The 21,961-nt window shown below is 59.4% G+C and carries 22 protein-coding genes; 13 read left to right on the top strand and 9 right to left on the bottom strand.

The features are described from left to right. Together ABYM29_RS09485 and ABYM29_RS09480 are read right to left on the bottom strand one after the other, a co-directional pair. A partial coding sequence (locus ABYM29_RS09485; protein ID WP_372864491.1) for an acyl-CoA dehydrogenase family protein occupies window positions 1–861 on the bottom strand: 861 nt, incomplete at its 3' end. Between the two features lie 30 nt (window positions 862–891). Next, window positions 892–2,079 carry an acyl-CoA dehydrogenase family protein gene (locus ABYM29_RS09480; RefSeq protein ID WP_372864490.1) on the bottom strand — a complete coding sequence of 396 codons (1,188 nt, stop codon included), beginning with the start codon at window positions 2,077–2,079 and terminating at the stop codon, window positions 892–894. 262 nt (window positions 2,080–2,341) lie between these two features. Here ABYM29_RS09480 and ABYM29_RS09475 point away from each other — a divergent pair, with 262 nt between their 5' ends. Next, window positions 2,342–2,776 (top strand): Zn-ribbon domain-containing OB-fold protein, encoded by a 435-nt coding sequence (locus tag ABYM29_RS09475; RefSeq protein ID WP_372864489.1) that lies wholly within the window; start codon window positions 2,342–2,344, stop codon window positions 2,774–2,776. Window positions 2,777–2,804: 28 nt separating this feature from the next. Continuing rightward, entirely contained in the window at window positions 2,805–3,992 is a 1,188-nt protein-coding gene (locus ABYM29_RS09470; RefSeq protein ID WP_372864488.1) for a lipid-transfer protein, read from the top strand. A gap of 59 nt (window positions 3,993–4,051) precedes the next feature. On the opposite strand, the gene msrA is transcribed toward ABYM29_RS09470, so the two are convergent. Next, complete coding sequence (msrA, locus tag ABYM29_RS09465; RefSeq protein WP_372864487.1) at window positions 4,052–4,702, bottom strand: peptide-methionine (S)-S-oxide reductase MsrA; 651 nt, start codon at window positions 4,700–4,702, stop codon at window positions 4,052–4,054. Between the two features lie 205 nt (window positions 4,703–4,907). On the opposite strand from msrA, the gene speD reads away from it, so the two are divergent. The 5 genes from speD (at window position 4,908) to ABYM29_RS09440 (ending at window position 12,673) form a co-directional block, all read left to right on the top strand. After that, window positions 4,908–5,363 carry an adenosylmethionine decarboxylase gene (gene speD / locus ABYM29_RS09460; RefSeq protein WP_372864486.1) on the top strand — a complete coding sequence of 152 codons (456 nt, stop codon included), beginning with the start codon at window positions 4,908–4,910 and terminating at the stop codon, window positions 5,361–5,363. Further along, complete coding sequence (gene speE / locus ABYM29_RS09455; protein ID WP_372864485.1) at window positions 5,356–6,210, top strand: polyamine aminopropyltransferase; 855 nt, start codon at window positions 5,356–5,358, stop codon at window positions 6,208–6,210. The genes speD and speE overlap by 8 nt, the downstream gene beginning before the upstream one ends. Before the next feature lie 152 nt (window positions 6,211–6,362). Continuing rightward, window positions 6,363–8,615, top strand: a complete 2,253-nt coding sequence (locus tag ABYM29_RS09450; RefSeq protein ID WP_372864484.1) for an Orn/Lys/Arg decarboxylase N-terminal domain-containing protein — start codon at window positions 6,363–6,365, stop codon at window positions 8,613–8,615. A gap of 351 nt (window positions 8,616–8,966) precedes the next feature. Continuing rightward, the gene (locus ABYM29_RS09445; RefSeq protein ID WP_372864483.1) at window positions 8,967–10,940 is read left to right on the top strand and encodes an OmpA family protein; all 1,974 of its coding nucleotides are present in this window, start codon (window positions 8,967–8,969) and stop codon (window positions 10,938–10,940) included. 53 nt (window positions 10,941–10,993) lie between these two features. Continuing rightward, entirely contained in the window at window positions 10,994–12,673 is a 1,680-nt protein-coding gene (locus ABYM29_RS09440) for a ShlB/FhaC/HecB family hemolysin secretion/activation protein (RefSeq protein ID WP_372864482.1), read from the top strand. A gap of 73 nt (window positions 12,674–12,746) precedes the next feature. On the opposite strand, the gene ABYM29_RS09435 is transcribed toward ABYM29_RS09440, so the two are convergent. Continuing rightward, window positions 12,747–13,910 (bottom strand): type III PLP-dependent enzyme, encoded by a 1,164-nt coding sequence (locus ABYM29_RS09435; protein WP_372864481.1) that lies wholly within the window; start codon window positions 13,908–13,910, stop codon window positions 12,747–12,749. Between the two features lie 180 nt (window positions 13,911–14,090). Between ABYM29_RS09435 and ABYM29_RS09430 the strand changes: the two genes are divergently transcribed. Next, window positions 14,091–14,297 (top strand): hypothetical protein, encoded by a 207-nt coding sequence (locus ABYM29_RS09430; protein ID WP_372864480.1) that lies wholly within the window; start codon window positions 14,091–14,093, stop codon window positions 14,295–14,297. Here the strand turns inward: ABYM29_RS09430 and ABYM29_RS09425 are convergent. Further along, window positions 14,272–15,207 carry a hypothetical protein gene (locus ABYM29_RS09425; RefSeq protein ID WP_372864479.1) on the bottom strand — a complete coding sequence of 312 codons (936 nt, stop codon included), beginning with the start codon at window positions 15,205–15,207 and terminating at the stop codon, window positions 14,272–14,274. The genes ABYM29_RS09430 and ABYM29_RS09425 overlap by 26 nt on opposite strands. A gap of 131 nt (window positions 15,208–15,338) precedes the next feature. Between ABYM29_RS09425 and ABYM29_RS09420 the strand changes: the two genes are divergently transcribed. From ABYM29_RS09420 to ABYM29_RS09400, 5 genes are all read left to right on the top strand, one after another. Continuing rightward, complete coding sequence (locus ABYM29_RS09420) at window positions 15,339–15,824, top strand: hypothetical protein (protein ID WP_372864478.1); 486 nt, start codon at window positions 15,339–15,341, stop codon at window positions 15,822–15,824. A 67-nt stretch (window positions 15,825–15,891) separates the two neighbouring features. After that, window positions 15,892–16,203 (top strand): hypothetical protein, encoded by a 312-nt coding sequence (locus ABYM29_RS09415; RefSeq protein WP_372864477.1) that lies wholly within the window; start codon window positions 15,892–15,894, stop codon window positions 16,201–16,203. A 78-nt stretch (window positions 16,204–16,281) separates the two neighbouring features. After that, complete coding sequence (gene htpX, locus ABYM29_RS09410; RefSeq protein ID WP_372864476.1) at window positions 16,282–17,169, top strand: protease HtpX; 888 nt, start codon at window positions 16,282–16,284, stop codon at window positions 17,167–17,169. 3 nt (window positions 17,170–17,172) lie between these two features. Then, window positions 17,173–17,823 carry a class II aldolase/adducin family protein gene (locus ABYM29_RS09405; RefSeq protein WP_372864475.1) on the top strand — a complete coding sequence of 217 codons (651 nt, stop codon included), beginning with the start codon at window positions 17,173–17,175 and terminating at the stop codon, window positions 17,821–17,823. Window positions 17,824–18,037: 214 nt separating this feature from the next. After that, window positions 18,038–18,841 (top strand): putative porin, encoded by an 804-nt coding sequence (locus tag ABYM29_RS09400; RefSeq protein ID WP_372864474.1) that lies wholly within the window; start codon window positions 18,038–18,040, stop codon window positions 18,839–18,841. A 158-nt stretch (window positions 18,842–18,999) separates the two neighbouring features. Here ABYM29_RS09400 and ABYM29_RS09395 read toward each other — a convergent pair whose 3' ends face one another. From ABYM29_RS09395 to ABYM29_RS09380, 4 genes are all read right to left on the bottom strand, one after another. Beyond that, entirely contained in the window at window positions 19,000–20,058 is a 1,059-nt protein-coding gene (locus tag ABYM29_RS09395) for an alkene reductase (protein WP_372864473.1), read from the bottom strand. Then, window positions 20,058–20,678 (bottom strand): nuclear transport factor 2 family protein, encoded by a 621-nt coding sequence (locus tag ABYM29_RS09390; protein ID WP_372864472.1) that lies wholly within the window; start codon window positions 20,676–20,678, stop codon window positions 20,058–20,060. Before ABYM29_RS09390 ends, ABYM29_RS09395 begins: the two co-directional genes overlap by 1 nt. Beyond that, window positions 20,675–21,460: an SDR family NAD(P)-dependent oxidoreductase gene (locus tag ABYM29_RS09385; protein WP_372864471.1), complete on the bottom strand. Its 786-nt coding sequence runs from the start codon at window positions 21,458–21,460 to the stop codon at window positions 20,675–20,677. Before ABYM29_RS09385 ends, ABYM29_RS09390 begins: the two co-directional genes overlap by 4 nt. 24 nt (window positions 21,461–21,484) lie before the next feature. After that, the coding region (locus ABYM29_RS09380) for an amidohydrolase family protein (protein WP_372864470.1) at window positions 21,485–21,961 on the bottom strand (477 nt) is incomplete at its 5' end.

Raw genomic sequence — 21,961 nt, 5'->3', positions numbered from 1 at the left:
GCACTCAACGTCGATAAAGCAGTTGGCCGCGCGATGCCCGACCGCCTGAAACGTGGCAATCGGCACACCAAACTGCTGGCGCTCGGCGGTATACGATGCCGTCATCCGCATCGCCTTGTCACTGGCGCCCAGCTGGTGGGCACACAGCGCCGCCGTAGTGTGTTCAGCCAAACTCTTCAGCAGGGCGCGCGCCGCATCCCCGCTGGCAATAATGTTATCGGCACTCACCTCGACATTATCGAGGCTCAGCCGGTACTGCGGCTCGTAGTTGGTAACCTCCATCGCCGCCATCTCCAAACCGGCGCTACCGGGCTGCAGCAGCACCACCACCGCGGCATCGCCGTCGGCTGCCGCCAACAATATATGCTGGGCCTGTTTGGCAAAGGGCACACACAGCTTCTCACCACTGATACGCAGGCCATCGCCAGAGCGCTCGGCGCGACAGTCGCGCGGCTGGCTGGGGTCTTCGTTATTGGCTTCCATCAAGGCCGCCGTCAACAGGGTTTCGCCGCTGACCGCACCGGGCAGCAGTCGCTGCTTTTGTTCACTCGAAGCAAACTGCTGGATTGGCAGGGCCGCTGAAATACAGTGGGAAATAAACGGCAGTGGCGCGATGCTGCGGCCCACTTCCTCGGCGATCAATGCCGCCTCAAAAAAGCCAAAGCCCATGCCGCCGTATTCCTCGTCGACGGCCACGCCAAGCAAGCCGGCCTGCGCCACTTGCTGCCACAGCTCGCGGTCAAAACGCTCGGCCTTATAGCTGTCGTACTGCGCGAGTTTTTCCTGGGTGACCTGCTCACTGAGAATTTCACGCGCCAGATTTTGCACATCGCGCTGCTGTTCTGAAAGTCCGAAATCCATAATTTTTCTCTCTTTTATTCGTTCACCACGCTAGCGCGAGGCGCGGGGCATCCACAGACCGGCAGCGGAAATAATATCGCGCTGAATTTCATTGGTGCCGCCACCAAAGGTGATAATCGACGCGGTGCGATACAGCCGTTCAATGCGCGAAGCAATCGGGTCGGCGCCCGGAGTGCGGCGGTTAACCAGTGAGGCCTGGCCAATAATCTCGCCCAACAGACGATAGACTTCGATAAAGAACTCAGAGCCGTAAACCTTGGCCGCCGAGGCATCGGCCATTTCCAACTGTCCCTCGGTCATCGCCCAGGCCTGTTTGTAGCAAACCAACTTCAGGGCTTCTATGCCGCTGCGCACCTTGGCCAGGTTCATCTGCACCCAGGGCTGGTCGATAATTTTGCCGCCCTCGGCCGCCTCGGTGGTCTGTGCCCAGCGCACCACATTGTTAAACATTTCCGCGGTGGGGCCGAAATTCACCAGGCTCAAGCGCTCGCGATTCAGCTGGCCGGTAATCAGCTTCCAACCGGCGTTCAGCTCACCCACCATGGCCTCGTCGCCTACGCGAATATTGTCGTAAAAGGTGGCGTTCGTGCGCACCCCACCCAGGGTATTCACCCCGCTGCAAGACCAACCGGGGTCGTTGGTCGGCACCAGGAACATGGAGATCCCCTTGTGCGGCTTGGCCGCATCGGGGTCAGTGCGACAGGCCAGCCACACGTAGTCACAGAAATGCGCCAGACTGGTCCACATTTTCTGACCGTTGATCAACCAGCCGTCGCCGTCGCGCACCGCCGAGGTTTTCAAACTGGCCAAATCGGTGCCCGCACCGGGCTCGGAATAGCCAATGGCAATCAGGCATTCACCGGCGAGGATCTTGGGGACGATTTCGCGTTTCTGCCAGTCGTTGCCGTGCTCGGCCAGCTGCGGCCCCACTGACTCGGTGGTAAGAAAAGGAAAGGGGTAACCGGCGCGCATCACTTCTTCGACAAAGATAAATTGCTCAATGGGGCTCATGCCCCGACCACCCAGCTCTTTGGGCCAGCCCACCCCAATCCAGCCGTCGCGCCCCATTTGCTTTAACGCCTCGCGCCACAGTGGCCCGCCGCCCTCACCCATGCTCTCATCGCATTCGGCCTTGAGCTCCGGCGTCATCAGGGCGTCAAAATACGCCCGCAATTCCTTGCGCAGCGCATTTTGTTCAGCGCTAAACTCTACTTTCATGATTTGCCTTCCTCTATATCGCTGCAAACGGCGGCAGCTGTCATTATTGACGCATAGGCTTATCATAGGCAGGCACTGCGCGCCGACAATTGCAAAAGCTGTCATCGGGCTGACATATGCAATCACTACCGACACCGGCGACACCGGCGAATCACTCCACCATTCAGACGATAGCTCCAAACGATTGCGCTTGCGATCATTTGGCACTGATAAATCCATCACTCAGTGGTGCCCCAGCGGCATCCTCACGCGGAGACTCGGCATGAGTGACAAGCCTGTACAGGCGGCCATCGAGGGCTGGTTTACCCTCGATACCGACAAGCCTCACCTGATCGGTGCCCAATGCGATAGCTGCGGCACATACTATTTCCCCAAAAATCTCAATTTTTGCCGCAATCCCAGCTGCGAGGGCGAAGCCTTTAGCGAAGTGCAGCTCAGCCGCACCGGCAAGATCTGGTCTTACACCAACGCCTGCTACAAGCCGCCCGAGCCCTTCGTGGCCGAAGAGCCCTTTGTGCCCTACGGCATCGCCGCGGTAGAACTGGAAAAAGAGCAGATGATCGTGCTCGGCCAGGTCGTCAAAGGCGTCGGCACCGAAGACCTCAAGGTCGGCCAAGACGTGGAACTGGTGCTGGAAACTCTTCACGAAGATGAAGAGTCGGTAAAAATTACCTGGAAGTGGAAGCCGCTGGGCTGAGCCGCTGGCGAGATGAGTGGAGAATTCAATGAGTAACGATATCGCTATCCTTGGCGTCGGCATGCACCCCTGGGGCAAATGGGGCAAGAACTTCAGCGAGTACGGCGTATTCGCCGCCCGCGCCGCCCTGAAAGATGCCGGCATTCCCTGGCAGGACGTCGGCTTTGTATCTGGCGCGGCCACCATGCGCTGCGGCTACCCCGGCTATGTTGCCGGCGCGACCTTTGCCCAGGCTCTGGGCTGGCAAGGCGCCCAGGTAAACACCTCCTACGCCGCCTGCGCCTCTGGCTCACAGGCACTGGCCGCCGCTCAGGCCAAAATTTTATCGGGCGAGTGCGAAGTGGCCCTGGTGGTCGGCGCCGACACCACCCCCAAGGGCTTTTTGGCCCCGGCCAAGGGCTACCGCCCGGAAGATCCGGACTGGCTGCGCTTCTATCTGGGTATTACCAACCCGACCTACTTCGCCCTGTACGCACGCCGCCGCATGGACCTCTTCGGTGACACCGAAGAAGATTTTGCCCGCGTCAAAATCAAGAACAGCGAGCACGGTTTCACCAACCCCAATGCCCGCTACAAAAAGAAGTTCACCATGGAAGACGTGATGAACTCTGCCATGGTCGCCGACCCCCTGCGCCTGCTGCAGATCTGCGCCACCTCTGATGGCGGCGCCGCCATGATTGTGTCCAGCATGGATTACGCCAAGCGCCTCGGCAAAGCCGACGCCGTGCGCGTGGCTGCGGTGTCTACGGTCACCCCAACCTTCGCCAGCGCCGTGGTAGAAATGCCCGACATCGCCACCGACTCGGCCGCGGCCGCCGGCGTTGAGGCCCACCGCTTCCGCGCCGCACTGCCGGCCAAAGCTTACGAGCAAGCCGGCATCGGCCCCGAAGACGTCAATGTTGCCGAGGTTTACGACCTGTCGTCCGCACTGGAAATGGACTGGTACGAAGACCTGCAACTCTGCGGTCGCGGCGAAGCGGCGCAACTGGTGCGCAGCGGCGACACCAAGCTCGGCGGTCGCCTGCCGGTTAACCCCTCTGGCGGCCTGGCCTGCTTCGGCGAAGCCGTGCCGGCCCAAGCGCTGGCTCAAGTCTGTGAGTTGACCTGGCAGCTGAGGGGCCAGGCGGGTGAGCGCCAGGTGCCCGGTGCCAAAGTTGGCATCACCGCCAACCAGGGGCTGTTTGGCCACGGCTCGTCAGTCATCGTAAAAAAATAAGCCATCACTGGCAGGAAACAACAAGGGGCCCGGTGGGCCCCTTGTTGTTTCACGCGGGCTCACACCCCTTCAGGGCAACCCACGCCCGTGCCACCCAAGCCACAGTAGCCGCCGGGATTTTTGTCTAAATACTGCTGGTGGTAGGCCTCGGCGTAGTAAAAAGGGCCGGCCGCCAGAATCTCGGTGGTAATTTCACTGTGGCCCGCTGCGGTCAGCGCCTGCTGATAGCACTGCCTGCTGTCTTCCGCCGCACGCCGCTGCGCATCGCTGAAGGTATAAATCCCCGAGCGATACTGGGTGCCGACGTCATTGCCCTGGCGCATCCCCTGAGTAGGGTCGTGACTCTCCCAAAAACAGCGCAGCAACTGGCCGTAATCCATCTCTGCGGTGTTATACACCACCAACACGACCTCGTTGTGGCCGGTCATCCCCGAGCAGACTTCCTCATACAGCGGGTTCGGGGTGTGGCCACCACTGTAGCCCACCGCAGTGGTATAAACCCCCGGCAACTGCCAGAATTTGCGCTCAGCCCCCCAAAAGCAGCCCAGGCCGAATACCGCCTGCTCACAGGCCGCGGGAAACGGCCCTGTCAGCGGCGTTCCCAACACGGTGTGGCGCGCCGGCACCGACATCGGCTCACTGCGACCCGGCAGGGCCTCGCTAGCCTCTGGGATCACACTGGGCCTGCGCAGACGGTCAAAAATACTCATTGCCGAGCCTCCTTATTATGTGCCATGAATACCCCCTAACTATGCCCTGATTGGCCGCCGCCTGGCTAGCGCCGCAAAGCCCCACGGCATGCGCCGTCTAGCCCCCCTGCTCGACAGCAAAATTCACCCCGATTTTTTGTTGCTATTTACCGACAAAAAAGTTTAAATCGCCGCCTCTTTTAGCCCTGCGGAGGATTTATGCTAGATGAAAAGCTTGGATCTTATGCCTTCTTTGGAGGCCGGCGCTGCCACAACTAATCCGATCACTTGCTCGGACGAAAATCTCGACCACTTCATCGTGCGCGATGGCGTAGCCTATGCTGGCACGCATCTGATCATCGACCTCTGGGGAGCCTCCCATCTCGATGATATTCCCCGCATGGAAAAAGCCTTCCTGGATTGCGTAAAAGAATGTGGCGCGACACTGCTGCACATTCATATGCACCACTTCACCCCCAATGGCGGTGTGTCGGGTGTGGCCGTATTGGCGGAGTCGCACATCAGTGTGCACACTTGGCCAGAGCGCGACTACGCAGCCTTTGATGTCTTTATGTGTGGTGACGCCAAGCCCGAGCTGGCGGTGGGTATATTGCAAAAAGCCTTTAGCCCTTCACGCATAGAAGTCGGCGAAAACCTGCGCGGGAGAATGGACGATGTCTGAGTGGTTCGACGAAACCCTCCACAGCGGTTATCACCAGGGCTTCCGTGTGAAGGAAGTGCTGTTTGAAAGCAAAACCGACCACCAGCACCTGGTTATTTTCGAGTCTCAGGACTTTGGCCGAGTGATGGCGCTGGACGGTGTGATTCAGACCACTGAACGAGATGAGTTCGTCTACCACGAGATGCTCGCCCACGTACCGCTGTTTGCCCACGGCAATGCCAAAGACGTGCTGATTATCGGCGGCGGCGACGGCGGCCTGCTGCGCGAAGTACTGCGCCACCAGGGCGTTGAGCGCGCGGTACAAGTCGAGATCGACCAGGCCGTTATCGATATGTGCGTGGCATACCTGCCGCGCCATTCCAGCGGTGCCTACGACAATCCGCGTGCGGAAATTGTGATCGGCGACGGCATCGACTACGTGCGCAACTGCGAGCGCCAATTCGACGTTATCCTGTCCGACAGTACCGACCCCATCGGCCCCGGCGAAGTGTTGTTTACCTCGCCCTTCTACGAAGGCATTAAACGCTGCCTCAAGCCGGGCGGCGTATTCGCCGCACAAAACGGTGTAGCGTTTATGCAGCCCGATGAAGTCAGCACCACTCACCAGCGCCTGTCACCGCTGTTCGACGACTGCCATTTTTACGCGGCAGCCGTACCGACCTATGTTGGCGGCATCATGACTTTTGCCTGGGCCAGCGACAACAAAGCGCTGCGCGACACCGACCTGGACACGCTGCAACAGCGCTTCGCCGCCAGCGGCATTAGCACACGCTACTACACCCCGGCCCTGCACCGCGGCAGCTTTGCCCTGCCCCAGTACATTCTCGACACCATTGCCGGCGAGTAAGCTGCACTGAATCCCCCCTGCATATTTTCGCTACGACGCGCTCACTGGAGCGCGTCAACACTCACATTTTGTCTGCATTTCCGCTAGGCTAACGTGGCGCATCGACTCGCGGCGACCCCCTATCTACATCTGTATAAAGAGCGACCGGCCCTATGAAATTTCGTTTCCCCGTAGTGATCATCGACGAAGACTTCCGCTCCGAGAATATCTCCGGCTCCGGCATTCGCGACCTGGCCGACGCCATCGGCCGCGAGGGTATGGAGGTCGTCGGCTTTACCAGCTATGGCGACCTCACCGCCTTCGCCCAGCAGGCCAGCCGCGCCTCCTGCTTCATTCTGTCCATTGACGACGAAGAATTTAACGATGGCAGCGACGAGGCCATCGGTCAGGCGCTGGAAGCCATCCAGGAATTTCTACAGGCGGTGCGCCACCGCAACACCGACATCCCGGTATTTCTCTACGGCGAAACCCGCACCTCGCGCCATATTCCCAATGAAATCCTGCGCGAGCTACACGGCTTCATTCACATGTTTGAAGACACCCCGGAATTTGTTGCCCGCCACATCATCCGCGAGGCCAACAAATATCTGGAATCACTGGCGCCGCCATTTTTCAATGCGCTGATGAACTACGCCAGCGACAGCTCCTATAGCTGGCACTGCCCCGGCCATTCCGGCGGCGTCGCCTTTCTGAAAAACCCGGTGGGCCAGATGTTCCACCAGTTTTTCGGCGAAAACCTGCTGCGCGCCGATGTCTGCAACGCCGTCGAGGAACTGGGCCAGCTGCTCGACCACACCGGTCCGGTCAGCGACAGCGAGCACAATGCCGCACGCATCTTCGGCTGCGACCACCTGTTCTTCGTCACCAACGGCACCTCCACCTCCAACAAGGTGGTGTGGCACTCGGTGGTCGCCCCCGGCGACATCGTGGTGGTCGACCGCAATTGCCACAAGTCGATCCTGCACAGCATTATTATGACCGGCGCGATCCCGGTGTTCCTCACTCCCACGCGCAACCACTACGGCATTATCGGGCCAATTCCCAAAAGCGAGTTTTCACCGGAGACCATCCGCCAAAAAATCGACAGCCACCCCTTTGCCAAGGACGTCGTCGAGAAAAAGCCGCGCATTCTTACCATCACACAAAGCACCTATGACGGTATTGTTTACAACGTCGAGGAAATTAAAGGCATCCTCGACGCCAGCATCGACACCCTGCACTTCGATGAGGCCTGGTTGCCGCACGCGGCATTTCACCCCTTCTACGAAAACATGCACGCCATCGCCAACGATCGGCCGCGCGCCGACGAGACCCTGGTGTTCGCCACCCAGTCCACCCACAAATTGCTCGCCGGCCTGTCGCAGGCCTCGCAGATCCTGGTGCAGAATGCCGAGCACCGCAAACTCGATACCCACCGCTTTAACGAGTCCTATCTGATGCACTCGTCGACCAGCCCGCAGTACGCGATTATCGCCTCCTGCGATGTTGCCGCGGCGATGATGGAGCCCCCCGGCGGCACCGCACTGGTGGAAGAATCCATTATGGAAGCCATCGACTTTCGTCGCGCCATGCGCAAGGTCGACGCCGACCACGGCGACGATTGGTGGTTCAAAGTCTGGGGACCGGAATACCTGGCCGAAGAGGGTATTGGCGAGCGCGACGACTGGGTTATTCACTCCGGCGACCGCTGGCACGGCTTTGGCGACATCGACTCCGGCTTTAATATGCTCGACCCGATCAAGGCCACTATCATCACCCCGGGGCTGGACGTCGACGGCAACTTTGACGAGGCAGGGATTCCTGCGTCCATCGTCAGCAAATACCTGGCGGAGCACGGCATTATTATCGAAAAGACCGGCCTCTACTCGTTTTTCATCATGTTCACCATCGGCATTACCAAGGGCCGCTGGAACTCCATGGTGACCGAGCTGCAGCAATTTAAAGACGACTACGATGCCAACCTGCCGCTGTGGCGGGTGATGCCCGCCTTCGCCCGCAAACATCCCCAGTACGACAAAGTCGGCCTGCGCGACCTGTGTAACGACATCCACAGTGTCTACAAAGAATACGACCTGGCGCGGATCACCACCGAGATGTACCTGTCGGAAATCGAGCCGGCAATGATTCCCGCCGATGCCTGGGCAAAAATGGCCCACCGCCAAATAGAGCGCGTCGCCATTGATAAGCTGGAAGGTCGCACCACCGCCATGTTGGTGACGCCCTACCCGCCAGGTATCCCCCTGCTCATCCCCGGTGAGCGTTTCAATGCCACCATCGTTCGCTACCTGCAGTTCGTACGCGATTTCAACTCGCGCTTCCCCGGCTTCGAAACCGACTGCCACGGTTTGGTTAAAGAAAGAATTGACGGTGTCGATCAGTACTTCGTCGATGCCGTGGTTGACTAAGCGTCCGTAACAGCTACAACAGTGCCTTCAGACTGGGCCGCCCCCGAGCGGCTCATGCACTGACAGCGCCCCGCGCTTCTGCACAAGACAAAGCAACTGAGCAATAAGACCTCGCTAAAACACAAAAACTGCGCTTCAAGTCGGTACTTTTCACAGGCGGGCTTTTATTTAGCAAGTTAAGGAATTATAACCTCACCCCACTGATTAACAGACTCGCTATGCGGCGGCTCGACGGCTGTCTCAATCCCTCCAGTTATCCCGAGAGATTGGGCACAGGCCAAGCAGAACACTCACTTTACGGTTTTACTTACGCGCGATAGTACATCGTGGATCACCCAAGAGGCCCAGGACATGTTTCCCTCATCACCTTTCAAGCTCAAAAAGCTGCTGATCGCCACCGCAGTTTGCAGCTTCGGCAGCAGTCAATTGGCCAACGCCCAACTCCCCGGCCTACTCGACCTTGGCGACAACGGCGCACTGCTCGACTTGCCGGCACTACTCAGTCCTATCAGCCAACCACTGGGCACCTCGCTCAGCCCGCTGATCGACGCCCTGGACAATAACCTCGACCCGGTTACCGATGTTATTGATCAGCAACTCGCCAGCCCCCTGTTAGGCGCTCTGGAACCCCTTGTCTCACCGCTGACCGCTGCCCTCGACCCCGTGCTCAGCCCCGTCGACGGCATAGTCAACGACCTGACCGGCGGCTCGCTGATCGACAGCCTAAGCAACAATGACCCGATTAATCCCGGCGATGGCGATGGCCTGGTCAACGACTTGCTCGGCGCAGAACGCGACCCCAACAGTGGCACTGAGGCCGGCGAAGCCTCGCCACTGCCGGCCATCACCCAGCCACTGGGCGACTCGCTGGCCCCGCTGATCGACACCCTGGACGAAACCCTCAACCCCCTTACCGATGTCATTGACGACAGCTTAGTGGAGCCCGTGCTAGACGGTCTCAGCCCTGTTACCGAGCCGCTGCTAGGCGCCCTCGAACCGGTCACCGATCCCGTCGACGGTTTGCTGGCAGACCTGACCGGAGGCAGCTTGGAGGATGCGCTGAGCAATAGCGACGACAACACCGGCGACGGCAATGGCCTGGTCAACGATCTGCTCGGCGGCGACCAAAACCCCAACAGTGGCACCGAAGCCGGCGAGGCCTCACCACTGCCGCTGCTCAGCAGCCCACTGGGGGAGGCGCTAACTCCGCTCGTCGATGCGCTGGACACCGCCCTTGACCCGATTACCGACACCGTCGACGACAGTATCGTCGAACCGCTGCTAGACGGCCTGTCTCCCGTCACCGAACCGCTGCTGGATACCCTGTCACCTGCCACCGATCCAGTTGACGGTCTGCTTGCCGAACTCACTGGCGGCAGCCTGGAAGACGCACTGACTAACAATGACGACAACACTGCCGATGGCAATGGCCTGGTCAACGACCTGCTCGGCGGCGACCAAAACCCCAACAGCGGCACTGAGGCCGGCGAAGCCTCACCCCTGCCGCTGACCGACGGCCTCGGTGAAGCCCTGGATCCGCTGCTAGAAACCGTTGACCAACTGCTGGACCCGATCACCGACCCCGTCGACCAAGTGCTGCTGGAACCGCTGCTGGGCGCTTTGAGCCCTGTTGTCGATCCACTGACCGATGCATTGGAGCCGGTGACCGACCCCGTAGACGGCCTGATCAGCGACCTCACTGCCGGCAGTCTCGAAGATGCACTGACCAACAACGACGACAATACCGCTGACGGCAACGGTCTGGTCAACGACACCCTCGGCGGAGGGGTAACGGCAATTCGCCGGACGAACCGCACTGACGATGACAACAACCCCGCCCTGCTGGCCCTGCTAAATGCCGACAGCCTTGACGCCGAGCAGTGCGCGGACAGCGACGCCGACGGCGTATGCGACAGCCGCGACCGATGCGCAGACACCCCAAACGGGGCCGCGGTTTTACCCAACGGCTGCCACCTGGATGAACTGACCGCACTGCGATTGGAAGGCGTATTTTTCGAGTTCGACAAAGCCGCCCTCACCGCCGAATCTATCGCAACGCTAAACGCCGCGATTGAAGTGATTAAAGCGTCGGGCGCCCCACGCCTTGAAATCGCCGGCCACACCGACAGCCTCGGTGACGCCGACTACAATATGGCGCTGTCCCATCGCCGCGCGCTCGCCGTGCAAAACTACTTCGTCGAACACGGTGTCGACGCTGAACGCTTACAGCCGCGTGGCTATGGCAACAGCCAACCCAGCCACGACAACGACAGCGAGACCGGCCGCGCGCAAAATCGTCGTGTAGAGCTCAAAGTACTGAACTGATAACGCGTATAGTGCGCTCAATAATTTGCTGATTACCGTTTAGGAGAAATTACATGGCGATCGATCTGCCACCCGTTATGCCGCCAGTCAACGCCGGCCCGGAACAAGTCCAGGCCGCGCAAAGTGCCGCCGCCAGCAGCACAGACGTGCAAATCAACGGCACCACGGTGCGCGTTTACGGCAATCAACACCTCAGTGACGAGGCCCTGCGCGCGCTGCTGAGCTCAGCAAAAACGCCCTCAGAGGCCGTCATTAACTTAGCCAAGCGCTACTATCAAGACGGCCACTTGCTGGTCAAAGTTGACTACGCCCGCTTGCTCGGCAGCGTGGCGATTCTGGTAAAACAAATGCGCCTGAACGAAGTAACCGGCGCCGAAGAAATGCAGCCCTACTTCGCCGGTCTGGCCGGAGATGCCGACCTGACTATTGCCGAGTTTCACCGCGCCAAGGTACTGGCCGACCTGCGCGCCCGCCGCGCGGGCTATGACTACGACATCAGCTATGTAGAACAGGGCGACGACACTGTGGACATCGTGCTGAGCCGCAAAGCCATTGAAAATCACGATGCCACTGAAATCATCGTCGAAGCCAACAACAAGGGCAGCCGCTACCTCGGCCGCTACTTTGGCCTGGCGGGAGTCAAGCACCAGTTTGAATCTGGCACCCAGGCGTCACTGTCCTACCAGACCGCCTTTACCGATATGGGCGAGTCCCGCGACGGCGAAGAGCTCAACCAGATCAGCGCCAGTGTCGACCACCCCTTTGCCTTCGGTCTATACGGCGTCGAACTTAACTATGTCGACTACCTGCGCGAACCGCTGACAAGCTCCACGACCCCAGGCAGCTGCGCGTTCCTCTTTCTAGGCTGTACCGACCCGCAGACGGTCACCGCGGGCGTCGAGCTGGACGCGCAGATCCTGCAAGCCACACTGCGCGGCGAACAGGTGCTGTACAGCACGCCGTGGCAGCAGCTTAGCCTGACTCAGCGCATCGAGTTCATCGACTCAACCATCGATCAAGAAGGTAGCGACCAGCGACTCCTGGATGAGAGCTATCAGGTTCTTGAGTTCGGCGGCCGTTATACTCACAACCGCTTTCAGAGCGAAGACCGCGATGCCGCGCGCCTGAACACCACGCTGAAAGTTCGCGCCGGCTTCGGCGACGGTGGCACCCTGGACAGCTATGACGACTACCGCGCCGCCTACCAGCAGCAAAACCCCGGCCAGCCGGTACCCGATATTGTTGCCCAGGCTCGCAGCGCCGAATTTATCGCCCTGCTGCCGGCACTGAGCTACGAGCAGCGCGTTGGCGAAGGGCTGACGCTAGCGGCAAAAGCCCGCGGGCAATTTGCCGATGAGCAGCTGCCCCAGCAACAGCAATTTGTACTGGGCGGCATGGACAGCCTCAGCGCCTATCTGCCCGGAGCATTGATTGGTGACGAGGGCTACCACCTCAAACTGTCGCTGGCCAAAGCGATAGAGGCCACCGAGGGACTGAAACTGACGCCCTCGCTGTTCGCCGAATACGGCGGCAGCTGGTACAACAACACCAGTAGTGAATTCGGTGACGAGCAGTCACTGGCCGATGCCGGCCTGCGGCTGAAACTGGAATACCGCGACTTTCTGTATTCCGAACTCGTGGCTGCCAAGTCCTTCTATGAAGATGTCGCCGACGACGACGCCATTCAGCAGTTGGAAGCGGACTTCTACTGGCGTTTACGCCTGACGTTCTGAGCATCGCGGCCCGCAGCAGCGGGCGCAATCAAGGTGCTAAAACCGCCGCTCTGCACCGCAGGCGGCGGTTTTTTTATGACTCATCGAGCATATAACTGCGCAGTGGCGGAAAACCGTTGAATTCCACCGAGCTGTAACTGGTGGTATAGGCGCCAGTCGACAACCAGTACAGGCGGTCGCCCTCCTGCAGGTTCGTTGGCAGGCTATAGCGGTGGTCCTCATAGAGGATATCCATGCTGTCGCAGGTCGGACCGGCGATAATCACCTCATCCTCGCCGTCACTGTCGATCTCCCAACACAGCGGGTATTGAATGGCTTCACCCAGGGCCTCTATCAAGCCGCCGAATAAGCCGACATCGAGATAGACCCAGCGATCCAAAGAGTCGTGGGATTTATGGGAAATCTGCACCACCTCACTCACCAACACCCCAGCCTCGGCCACCAAGGAGCGCCCCGGTTCAATAATGATCTGGGGGGGGGCATCGCCAAAGTCCTCTTCCAAAAAGCGGGCAATGGCGCGGCCATAGGTCTCAATATCCTGCGGACGATGCTTGTAATTGGCCGGCATACCGCCGCCCATATTCACCATTTTCAAACGAATACCCGCCTCGGCGAGCTGGTCAAAAATGAAGCGCACTTTGCCAATCGCCGCGTCCCAACTGCTGATGTCGCGCTGCTGAGAACCGACGTGGAAGGATATCCCATACGGCTCCAGTCCCAGATCGCGGGCCAGTAAATTCAACTCCACCGCCATATCCCGCTGGCAGCCAAATTTGCGCGACAGTGGCCAATCGGCGGTTTCAGAGCCCTCGGTCAGCACGCGAATATAGACCCTGCTTCCTGGCGCGAACTTTGCTAACTTACGTATGTCGGATTCACAGTCGCTGGCAAATAAGCGCACGCCTTGCCCATAGGCATAGGCGATGTCACTGGCTTTTTTAATGGTATTGCCATAACTCATGCGCGCTGCCGGAATACCCAGCGACTGCAGCTTCTGCAACTCGTACACCGAGGCGATGTCGAAGCTGGCGCCCAGGCCGTCCAGGCAGCGGATGATTTCCGCATCAGGATTGGCCTTAACGGCGTAGTAAATATCGGCAAATGGAAAAGCCGCCTGTAGCTCAGCGTATTTGCCGCGCAAGGTGGGCAGGTCGAACACCAGACACGGCGTCGGTTTGTCGGCGGCAAAGCGCTGCATACGCTGCCATGCCGCATCAGGTAGCAGGTTTTGTGACATTGGCGGTCGCCTCCCTTGAGAGCCGGGGCGAAAAAACGCGCAGTCTAGCGCAAAGTGCCAAAAGATGCGCGGCTGTCACACCACTGCAATGCTATTTGCCCACTATTAACAGGCGAGAGACACAAGTTAACGATACCAGGGACGCGCAATCAGCTAAGCGCCGATATCAAGGAGAAAGCTATGAACAATCAGAACCGGGAAATAAATGTTAAAAACCTCTGCAGTCGCAAACTCTGGGAACTGCTGAAAAACGCCGAGTGGCAGAACAGTCGCGAGCGCTGCGCGATCGAGCGAGAACTGTCGGGCCGCCGCCACTACATTGACGAGCTAAAAAGCCTCGAAAACCCTGCGCCGGGTAGCCTCAATGCAACAGAAACCAGACATTGACAATCACCAGGTAGGGGATCAGCCCCAACAGTACGTAAGGCAGGCTAGCGGACCAAAATTGCAACTGCTCCTCACAGGCTCGGTGTATCGCCAGGCTCAGCTGAGCCGGCACCTGCCTGGCATCACCAGCCCCCACTGCGGGCATTTCAATTCCGCGTAAAATACCGCTCTCAAGCAGTGCGCTGGACAACTTCTGCCCGCCGGCGACTTCCCGAGCCAAGGCCTCGTAACGCCCTTTGACCGGACTGTCTGGCATTCGCCGCGCAGATTGCTTTAACGCCTGCGGCAACTGGAATCCGGCAGCAATACACTCTGCCAAATGATTGATGTAATGATAGCTCTGGTAGCGCGCCAGCGCTTCGCCAATCCCCGGCAGGCGATAGAGCTGTCGCTGCAACCAGGGCCGCACGCGTCGGCCACTCAGCAATCGCCAACACAGTGCCAACACAGCCAATGGCAGCAGCCCCAGCACCGCCGCCAACAAAGCGCTGGCGGCGCCTAACTGGCCGGTCAACAACAATAGCAATGGCACCAATAGGGCAAAACCCAGCACCAGCATCAGCGGCAATCTGGCTGCGCGACGCAGGCGTTGTTGAAACTCGTTGAGTAAGCGGTAGTGCTCAGCCAGGCGCAAATACACATTGCCTAAATTGCCCACCGCCAAACCCAGCTGCATAAACCGCAACTCCCAATCTAAGAACACCCCACCGCCGCGCAACTCCTCCAAAACGATCTGCTGACCACTGGCAAACTGCGCCGCCACGGCATCGAGCTGAGCGCGCTGCGCCGCCTGCTCCCCCTTGCTGAGCAGGGCAACAATTTGCTCCCAGTTGTTGTCGCCGGACTGACTGACATCGTGCAGTGACTGAAACAGCACAAAGCGCTGTGCGGCGGAAGAAGCGGCGACCATAACCATCCATATTTATCGTGTTTGCGACTGTCGCTGTGGGGTTGCGACGGAGAAAGCCCTATACTCTAGCACAGCTTGTTTTAACTCAGCGCGATGCATTGCACAGCCTCGCGCCACGACTGGAAAGCCCAATGATCATCCGCCTGATATTTGCCGCCGTCATCCTCTATGCCCTGTACCGTTTTGTAAAACTCGTACAGAGCAAGCCGCCCGAGCAGCGCCGCTCCTACTACATCACGCTGCTACTGAGCATGGCCGCCGCCGCCCTGGTACTGCTGTCAGTTACCGGCCGCGTCCACTGGCTGGCGGGTTTAGTTGGTGGCGCCATGCCCTTTGTTCGGCAATATGTGCTGCGCCACATCTACCACAAAATCAGCCGCGCTCAACCCGGAGCTGAAGAAGCTCACCAGCGTGGCGCCAGCAGCGCGGCACAGCCGCATATGGATGAAACACAGGCGCTCTCCATCTTGGGGCTGCAAGCCGGCGCTAGCGAAGCCGAGATCATTGCTGCCCACCGCAGCCTGATGCAGAAATTACATCCCGACCGCGGCGGCAACGACTACCTGGCGAGTCAGCTCAATGCCGCCAAGGCGCTGCTACTCAGCAAGCTCGGCTAGCGACACTTGCCTGACGGCGCCGCCACGCTAGAATGGCGACCAGCACACAGTAGCAACGGACAAAAACATGGCCACGGTATTTGTTATTCAAAATCAGCACGGACATTTCCTCGGCAAACAGCAGCAGTGGGTAGACGGTCGCGACCGCCGGCAGCTGTATCGCAGTGTTCATCACGACGAGGTGGTCAACGCAATTTTTGAACTCAGCAGCAAAGATATCTGGCTGCGCGCCAGTGCATTGGAGTGCGAACTGGATAACAGCAACCAACCGCAGGTCGAAGCCGGGCCAGCCATCCTCAGTGAGACCGACACGGTGAACGACGACCCCATTACGCCGTCCGATGATACGGCAGACAGCCGTCCGGAGCAGGGATGCTAAAGATTTTCGCCGGCGCTTGAAACCGCCGGCCCACCTCCCCATCTAATGCAGTAGACCATTCCAAAGGAACCAATCACCATGATGCGCATTCTGCTCTTCTTAGCCACCAACTTGGCCGTCATCGCCGTGGCGAGCGTCACCCTCAGCCTGCTCGGCGTCAGCAGCTATATGGCGGCCAATGGCGTCGACCTCGACCTGCGCTCGCTGCTGATTTTCTGCGCGGTGTTCGGTATGAGCGGCTCGCTGGTATCGCTGTTTATCTCCAAGTGGATGGCAAAACGCGCCACCCGCACACAAATCATTACACAAGCGCGCAACAGCGACGAACGCTGGCTGCTGGAAACGGTCGCCGAGCTATCACAAAAAGCCGGTATCCAAATGCCCGAGGTCGGCGTCTTCCCGTCGCCCGCCGCCAATGCCTTTGCCACCGGCTGGAATAAAAATGCCGCACTGGTCGCCGTATCAGAGGGTCTCTTGCGACAAATGCGCCCCAATGAAGTGCGCGCGGTACTGGCCCATGAAATTGGCCACGTTGCCAATGGCGACATGATTACGCTGAGCCTAGTGCAGGGTGTGGTAAACACCTTTGTCATGTTCTTCGCACGCATTATTGGCCATACCGTTGACCGCGCGGTATTTAAAACCGAGCGCGGACACGGCATTGGCTTTTACATCACCACCTTTATTGCCGAAATGGTACTGGGCATTCTCGCCTCGATGATCGTCATGTGGTTTTCGCGCTGGCGGGAATTTCGCGCTGACGCCGCCGGCGCCCACCTCGCCGGCCGCCAGGACATGATCGCCGCTCTGCAGCGCCTGCAAGCCCAGCAGGGCCTGCCCAATGACATGCCCGACGAGCTGACTGCCTTTGGCATTCGCACCGGTGGCAAGCGCGATTTCGCCGCGTTGTTCAGCTCGCACCCGCCCCTGGAAAAACGCATCCAAGCCCTGCGTGACGGCGTTTAATTGGTGAACAGCGCCAGCCGCGCCCTGCTCGACGCCCTTCACGCCATGGGCGCGGCGCAGCTCAGCCCCGGCGCCTCGGGCAATATTTCCGTGCGCGTTGACGGTGGCATGTTGATCAGTGCCAGTGGCGCGGTGGCCCAGCGCGCCACCGAGGGCGACGTGGTGTTTGTTGCCGACACCCAGCAAGACTTGCGCGACTGGCCAGCGGACCAACCCCGCCCCTCCAGCGAATGGCGCATGCATCAGGCGCTGTATGCCAGCCACCCGCGCAGCAACGCGGTGGTTCACTGCCACTCTCTCAACGCCACCGCACTGGCCTGTCAGCGCCGCGCCATTCCCGCCTTTCACTATATGGTGTCGGTGGCCGGTGGCGATGACATACCCTGTACCGACTATGCGCTCTTTGGCAGTGAAGAACTCTCTGAACAGGTCTGCCTTGCCCTGGCAAAACGGCAGGCCTGCCTCATGGCCAACCACGGCCAAATCTGCATTGGCGACACCGCCCAAGCGGCACTGGCCCTGGCCCAAGAAGTCGAAGCCCTGGCCGCCTGCTACCTATTGAGCCGTCAACACGGTGAACCGACGCTACTCAGCGACGACGAAATGGAGCAGGTCCAGCAAGCTTTTTGCCACTACGGCCAGCGACTAAAATAGTTACCGTTCACGTCTTGCCCATCGGCCGTCTTCGCGGCAGCAAATTTTCACCAAAAGCCTATTGCAGCCGCCACGCAGAATGCTATGCTCTGGGCCAACCGCACCATTATGGCGCACCGAAATGCGCTGTAATAATGCGTTAACCGAAGCTAGTGTATAAATAAAAAAACAGCCTGCGGCGACTCGCCAAGGCAGACTATCTATGGGGAAACACATGAAAAAAACTCTGTTGGCTATCGCCATTTCCAGTGCCGCCGTGGCTGCCCACGCCGATTATCAATTCGAAGCCGGTTTAAGTTACGGCCAAGGAGAGGTTTCCATCGGCAATGCCGAAAGCGATTACGATACGACTGGCGTTGCCGGCCGCTTCCACTTTGAAATGGTAAATACTAGCAAGGGCCCGCAAGCCGAAGCGGCCTTTCTGAGCAAAAGCTCGTCTGTAGGCTTCGCCTGGGACAACGAAGATATCGACGAAGCCCCTGACGACGAAGACGAGTTCGCCTTTGATGTCCGCGTGGTTACCGCCAACAACCTGATTGTTCAGGCCGCCTACTCTGAAGCCGACGACGGCGATGACACTAGCGACACCATTAGCATTGGTCTAGGCACCTACCTTAACGCCAGCACCGACCTGGTGGTTTCCTTCGAAACTGAAGATGACGACGGCGAAAACACCGACGAACTTAGCATAGAGCTGCACAATGTTACCGCACTGACTCAAGGAGCCAGCGTCGCCTACGACGCCAGCGTGGCCTACGTCGACAGCGACGCCCTCGATGACAGCGGTTATCTGCTCGCCGCCGGGGCAACCTACTACGTCAACAACAGCCTGGGCTTTGGCATTGCTGCCATGGTGGGTGAAGTCGGCGATCTGGAAGTCGACGGTGTCGCCGTCAGCGCCAGCTACTTCCCTCAGCCCAATATCGAGCTCACCGCCAGCTATACCGATGTGTCGGCAGACGGACCGCAGGACTTTGAACAAGACGGTTTTGAAGTGGGCGCCGCCCTGCGCTTCTAAGCGTCGAGGCCTTATGCAAAGGGCCGCACTAGCGGCCCTTTTTTGTGCCGATAAAACAGCTCTCCCTCACAAACTAGCCCGTTGCGCCCTCGTCAAAAAGGCTTAAGACTAACGGATATACCTTGTGCCAGGTGATCGCGTCCACTAGCGTCGACACCTCAACCGGCCGGCGGGTAATCGGTATAGCCCTTGGCCCCGGCTGTATACAGGCTGCTGGGATCAATCTCCGCCAGCGCCAAGCCTTCGGCAAAGCGCCTGGGCAGGTCCGGGTTGGCGATAAAGGCGCGGCCAAATGACACCGCAGCTATCTGCGGATCAGCGGCCAGGGCCAGCTCTGCCTCCTCACGGCTGTAGCTATCGTTAACGATAAGCGGCCCGCTGAAATGGCGCTTGGCCAAGGCGATATTGTCACCGACCTTGGGCATACGAATCACATGTAAATAGGCCAAGCCCAGTGGATTAGCTGCCTCAAGCAGAGCAGCAAAAGTCTCTCGGTGGTCGTCGTCGTGCAAGTCGTTAAAGGGATTGCCCGGACAGATCCGCATGCCGACACGCCCGGCGCCGTCGACGGCAGCCATTGCCTCCAGCACCTCCAATACAAAGCGCAAACGCTTGCTCAGCGAACCCCCGTAGTCGTCTTCGCGCAGATTGCTGCCCGTCGACAGAAACTGCGCAGGCAGGTAACCACTGGTGCAGTGCAACTCAACCCCGTCAAACCCCGCGGCGTAAGCGCGGCGGGTCGCTGCGGCGTAATCGGCAATGGTCTGGCGAATATCAGCCGGGCTCATGGCTTCGGGCTGGGCAAAGTTCTGCATACCCGTCTCGGTGTAAATCTGGCCGCGTGCAGCCACCGCCGAAGGCGCAACTGTACGCGCCCCCGGCGCTTTGTTCGCCGCATGAGCCACGCGCCCGCAGTGCATCAGTTGCAGCACGATCTTGCCGCCCTCATCGTGCACCGCCTTGCAAATCTCTGCCCATGCCCCTTGCTGGGCGTCGTTATACAAGCCCGGCGTGCGGCAGTAGCCCTTGCCGTCGGCACTGGGGTGGCTGCCCTCGGTAATAATCAGCCCGGCGGTGGCCCGCTGGCGGTAGTATTCGCGCATCAGCGCATTGGGCATGTCGCCCTGCTCGTCGGCGCGCGAGCGGGTCATCGGCGCCATCACTACACGGTTTTTCAGCGACAGCGCACCCAGCGTTATTGGCGTCAGTAACTGCATTATCTCACCCGGATTCTTGGCGCGGGCGCACCGCGACGCATACGCGTTAGAAATTCATTCAGCGGCGCCGGCTCGGCCACTTCGGGCAAGCCGTCGGGGCGGTTTTGCCAAAATTCCTGCCAGCTGGGGAACAAATCGTGAAACGCGCCGCTATAGGGCTCGCGTCCCGGCCAGCGCATTTTCATGTCGCCGATCGGCGGTTTGTTCAAGTCGGTGGCATACCAGTAACAGGGCAGGCGGCGGCGAAAATACCAGCGGCCGTCAATGCGCTCGTAGTCGTCCCAATAGAGCATTTGCATAATCACCCACTCACCGCCGCACTCGTGCTCGTTCTTGGAATAGAGCGCGCCAATGGCGTGATCGGCATCGCTAAATTCGATGATGTGGTTGCCGGTGTGATGAGAGGTGCCGGTAAATTGTCGCCGCAGGGTGTCGTCGACCCAGGCTTTGAGATGGGCGCGACCGCTGTGCTCACGACTGACCTTGATATCTTCGGCAAACAGATTCACATGGGCATCGAGGTCGCGCATATCGAGCGACAGGGCGTATTTGGCGACCAGCTGGCGAATTTCATCCAGCGACTCGAGGCGGTCGATCCGCGCTTCCAGCGACTCACTCATGCCTTGTCCTCCCAGCGCGCCGTGCCGGTATTCAACTCCGCCATGCGACCGCCGTCGACATTGAGTACCGAACCGGTGATATAGGAAGCCTCGTCGCTGGCCAAAAACAAAATGGCATTCGCACATTCCCGCGGATCGCCAATTCGCCCCAGCGGGATCGTTTTGCCGGTGGCTTGTTGGGTTTCTTCGTCGGGATTCACGGTCTCCAGCGCCGGGGTTAAAAACGCGCCGGGCACCACCGCGTTAACGCGAATTTTGGGCGCCCATTCAATCGCCGCACTTTTACTCAGCGCAATCACCCCGGCCTTGGCCGCACTGTAAGCCGCCGTGGCCACTGAGCCCGCCAGTGCGCAAACCGACGACACATTCACCACCGCGCCGCGGTTTTGCTTCAACTGCGGATAGGCCTCGCGCATTAAAAACATGGCGCCATCCAATGAAACATTAAAATTTTGATGCCAGGCCTTGGTGCTGTGACTGGCGAGCATGCCCGGCACCATCAACACCGCGTTGTTCACCACAATATCGAGGCGACCATATTCGCTTAGGGTGTCAGCCACTAGCTGCTTTACCGCCGCTTCGTCGCTGACATCCACCGATAGCGGCAGGCACTCGCCCCCGGCGGCGCGAATCTGCTCGGCCACGGCCGTCAACGGTTCCAGACGGCGACTGCAGATCACCACCTTGGCACCCTCTTGCGCGAAACGCTGCGCGGTAGCGGCGCCGATTCCCTGCCCCCCACCGGTAATAATCGCGACTTTATCTTGCAATCTGTTGCTCATGAAATACTCCTGATGTGCGCGGACTCACGGCTGACATTGCGACTGGCCGCGCTGGTAATAACAGCGCCCGCCAATCCACAGCTGGTCCACTTTGAAATTCAATAATTGCTCGGGGCCGAGCAGCGGATCGCGGTCCAGCAGCACGAGATCGGCCAGCTTACCCGGCTCCAGCGAGCCCAATCGCTGTTCTTCAAAACTCTGCCACGCCGCGTCGATAGTGACGGCTCTGAGCGCTTGCATGATGGACAAGCGCTGGTCCTCACCCAACACCTGGCCGCTGCGCGTCTGCCGAGTCACCGCCGACCACAGCAGGCGACCGATATCCATCGGCACCACCGGTGAATCCAAATGAATGCTAAACGGCAGTTCGCGCTCCAGCGCGTCGCGCAGCGGGCTGATGCGGGCAGCGCGCTCGGGGCCTAAAAACTGGTCGCGATGGCGGTCGCCCCAGAAAAAAGTGTGGGCGACAAAAAAGCTCGGCGTCATCCCCAGTGCCTTCAT

The organism is Spongiibacter sp., from assembly GCF_041602295.1.
In the GTDB taxonomy this organism is placed as follows: domain Bacteria; phylum Pseudomonadota; class Gammaproteobacteria; order Pseudomonadales; family Spongiibacteraceae; genus Spongiibacter.
This window is presented reverse-complemented; position numbering and strand designations above follow the sequence as displayed.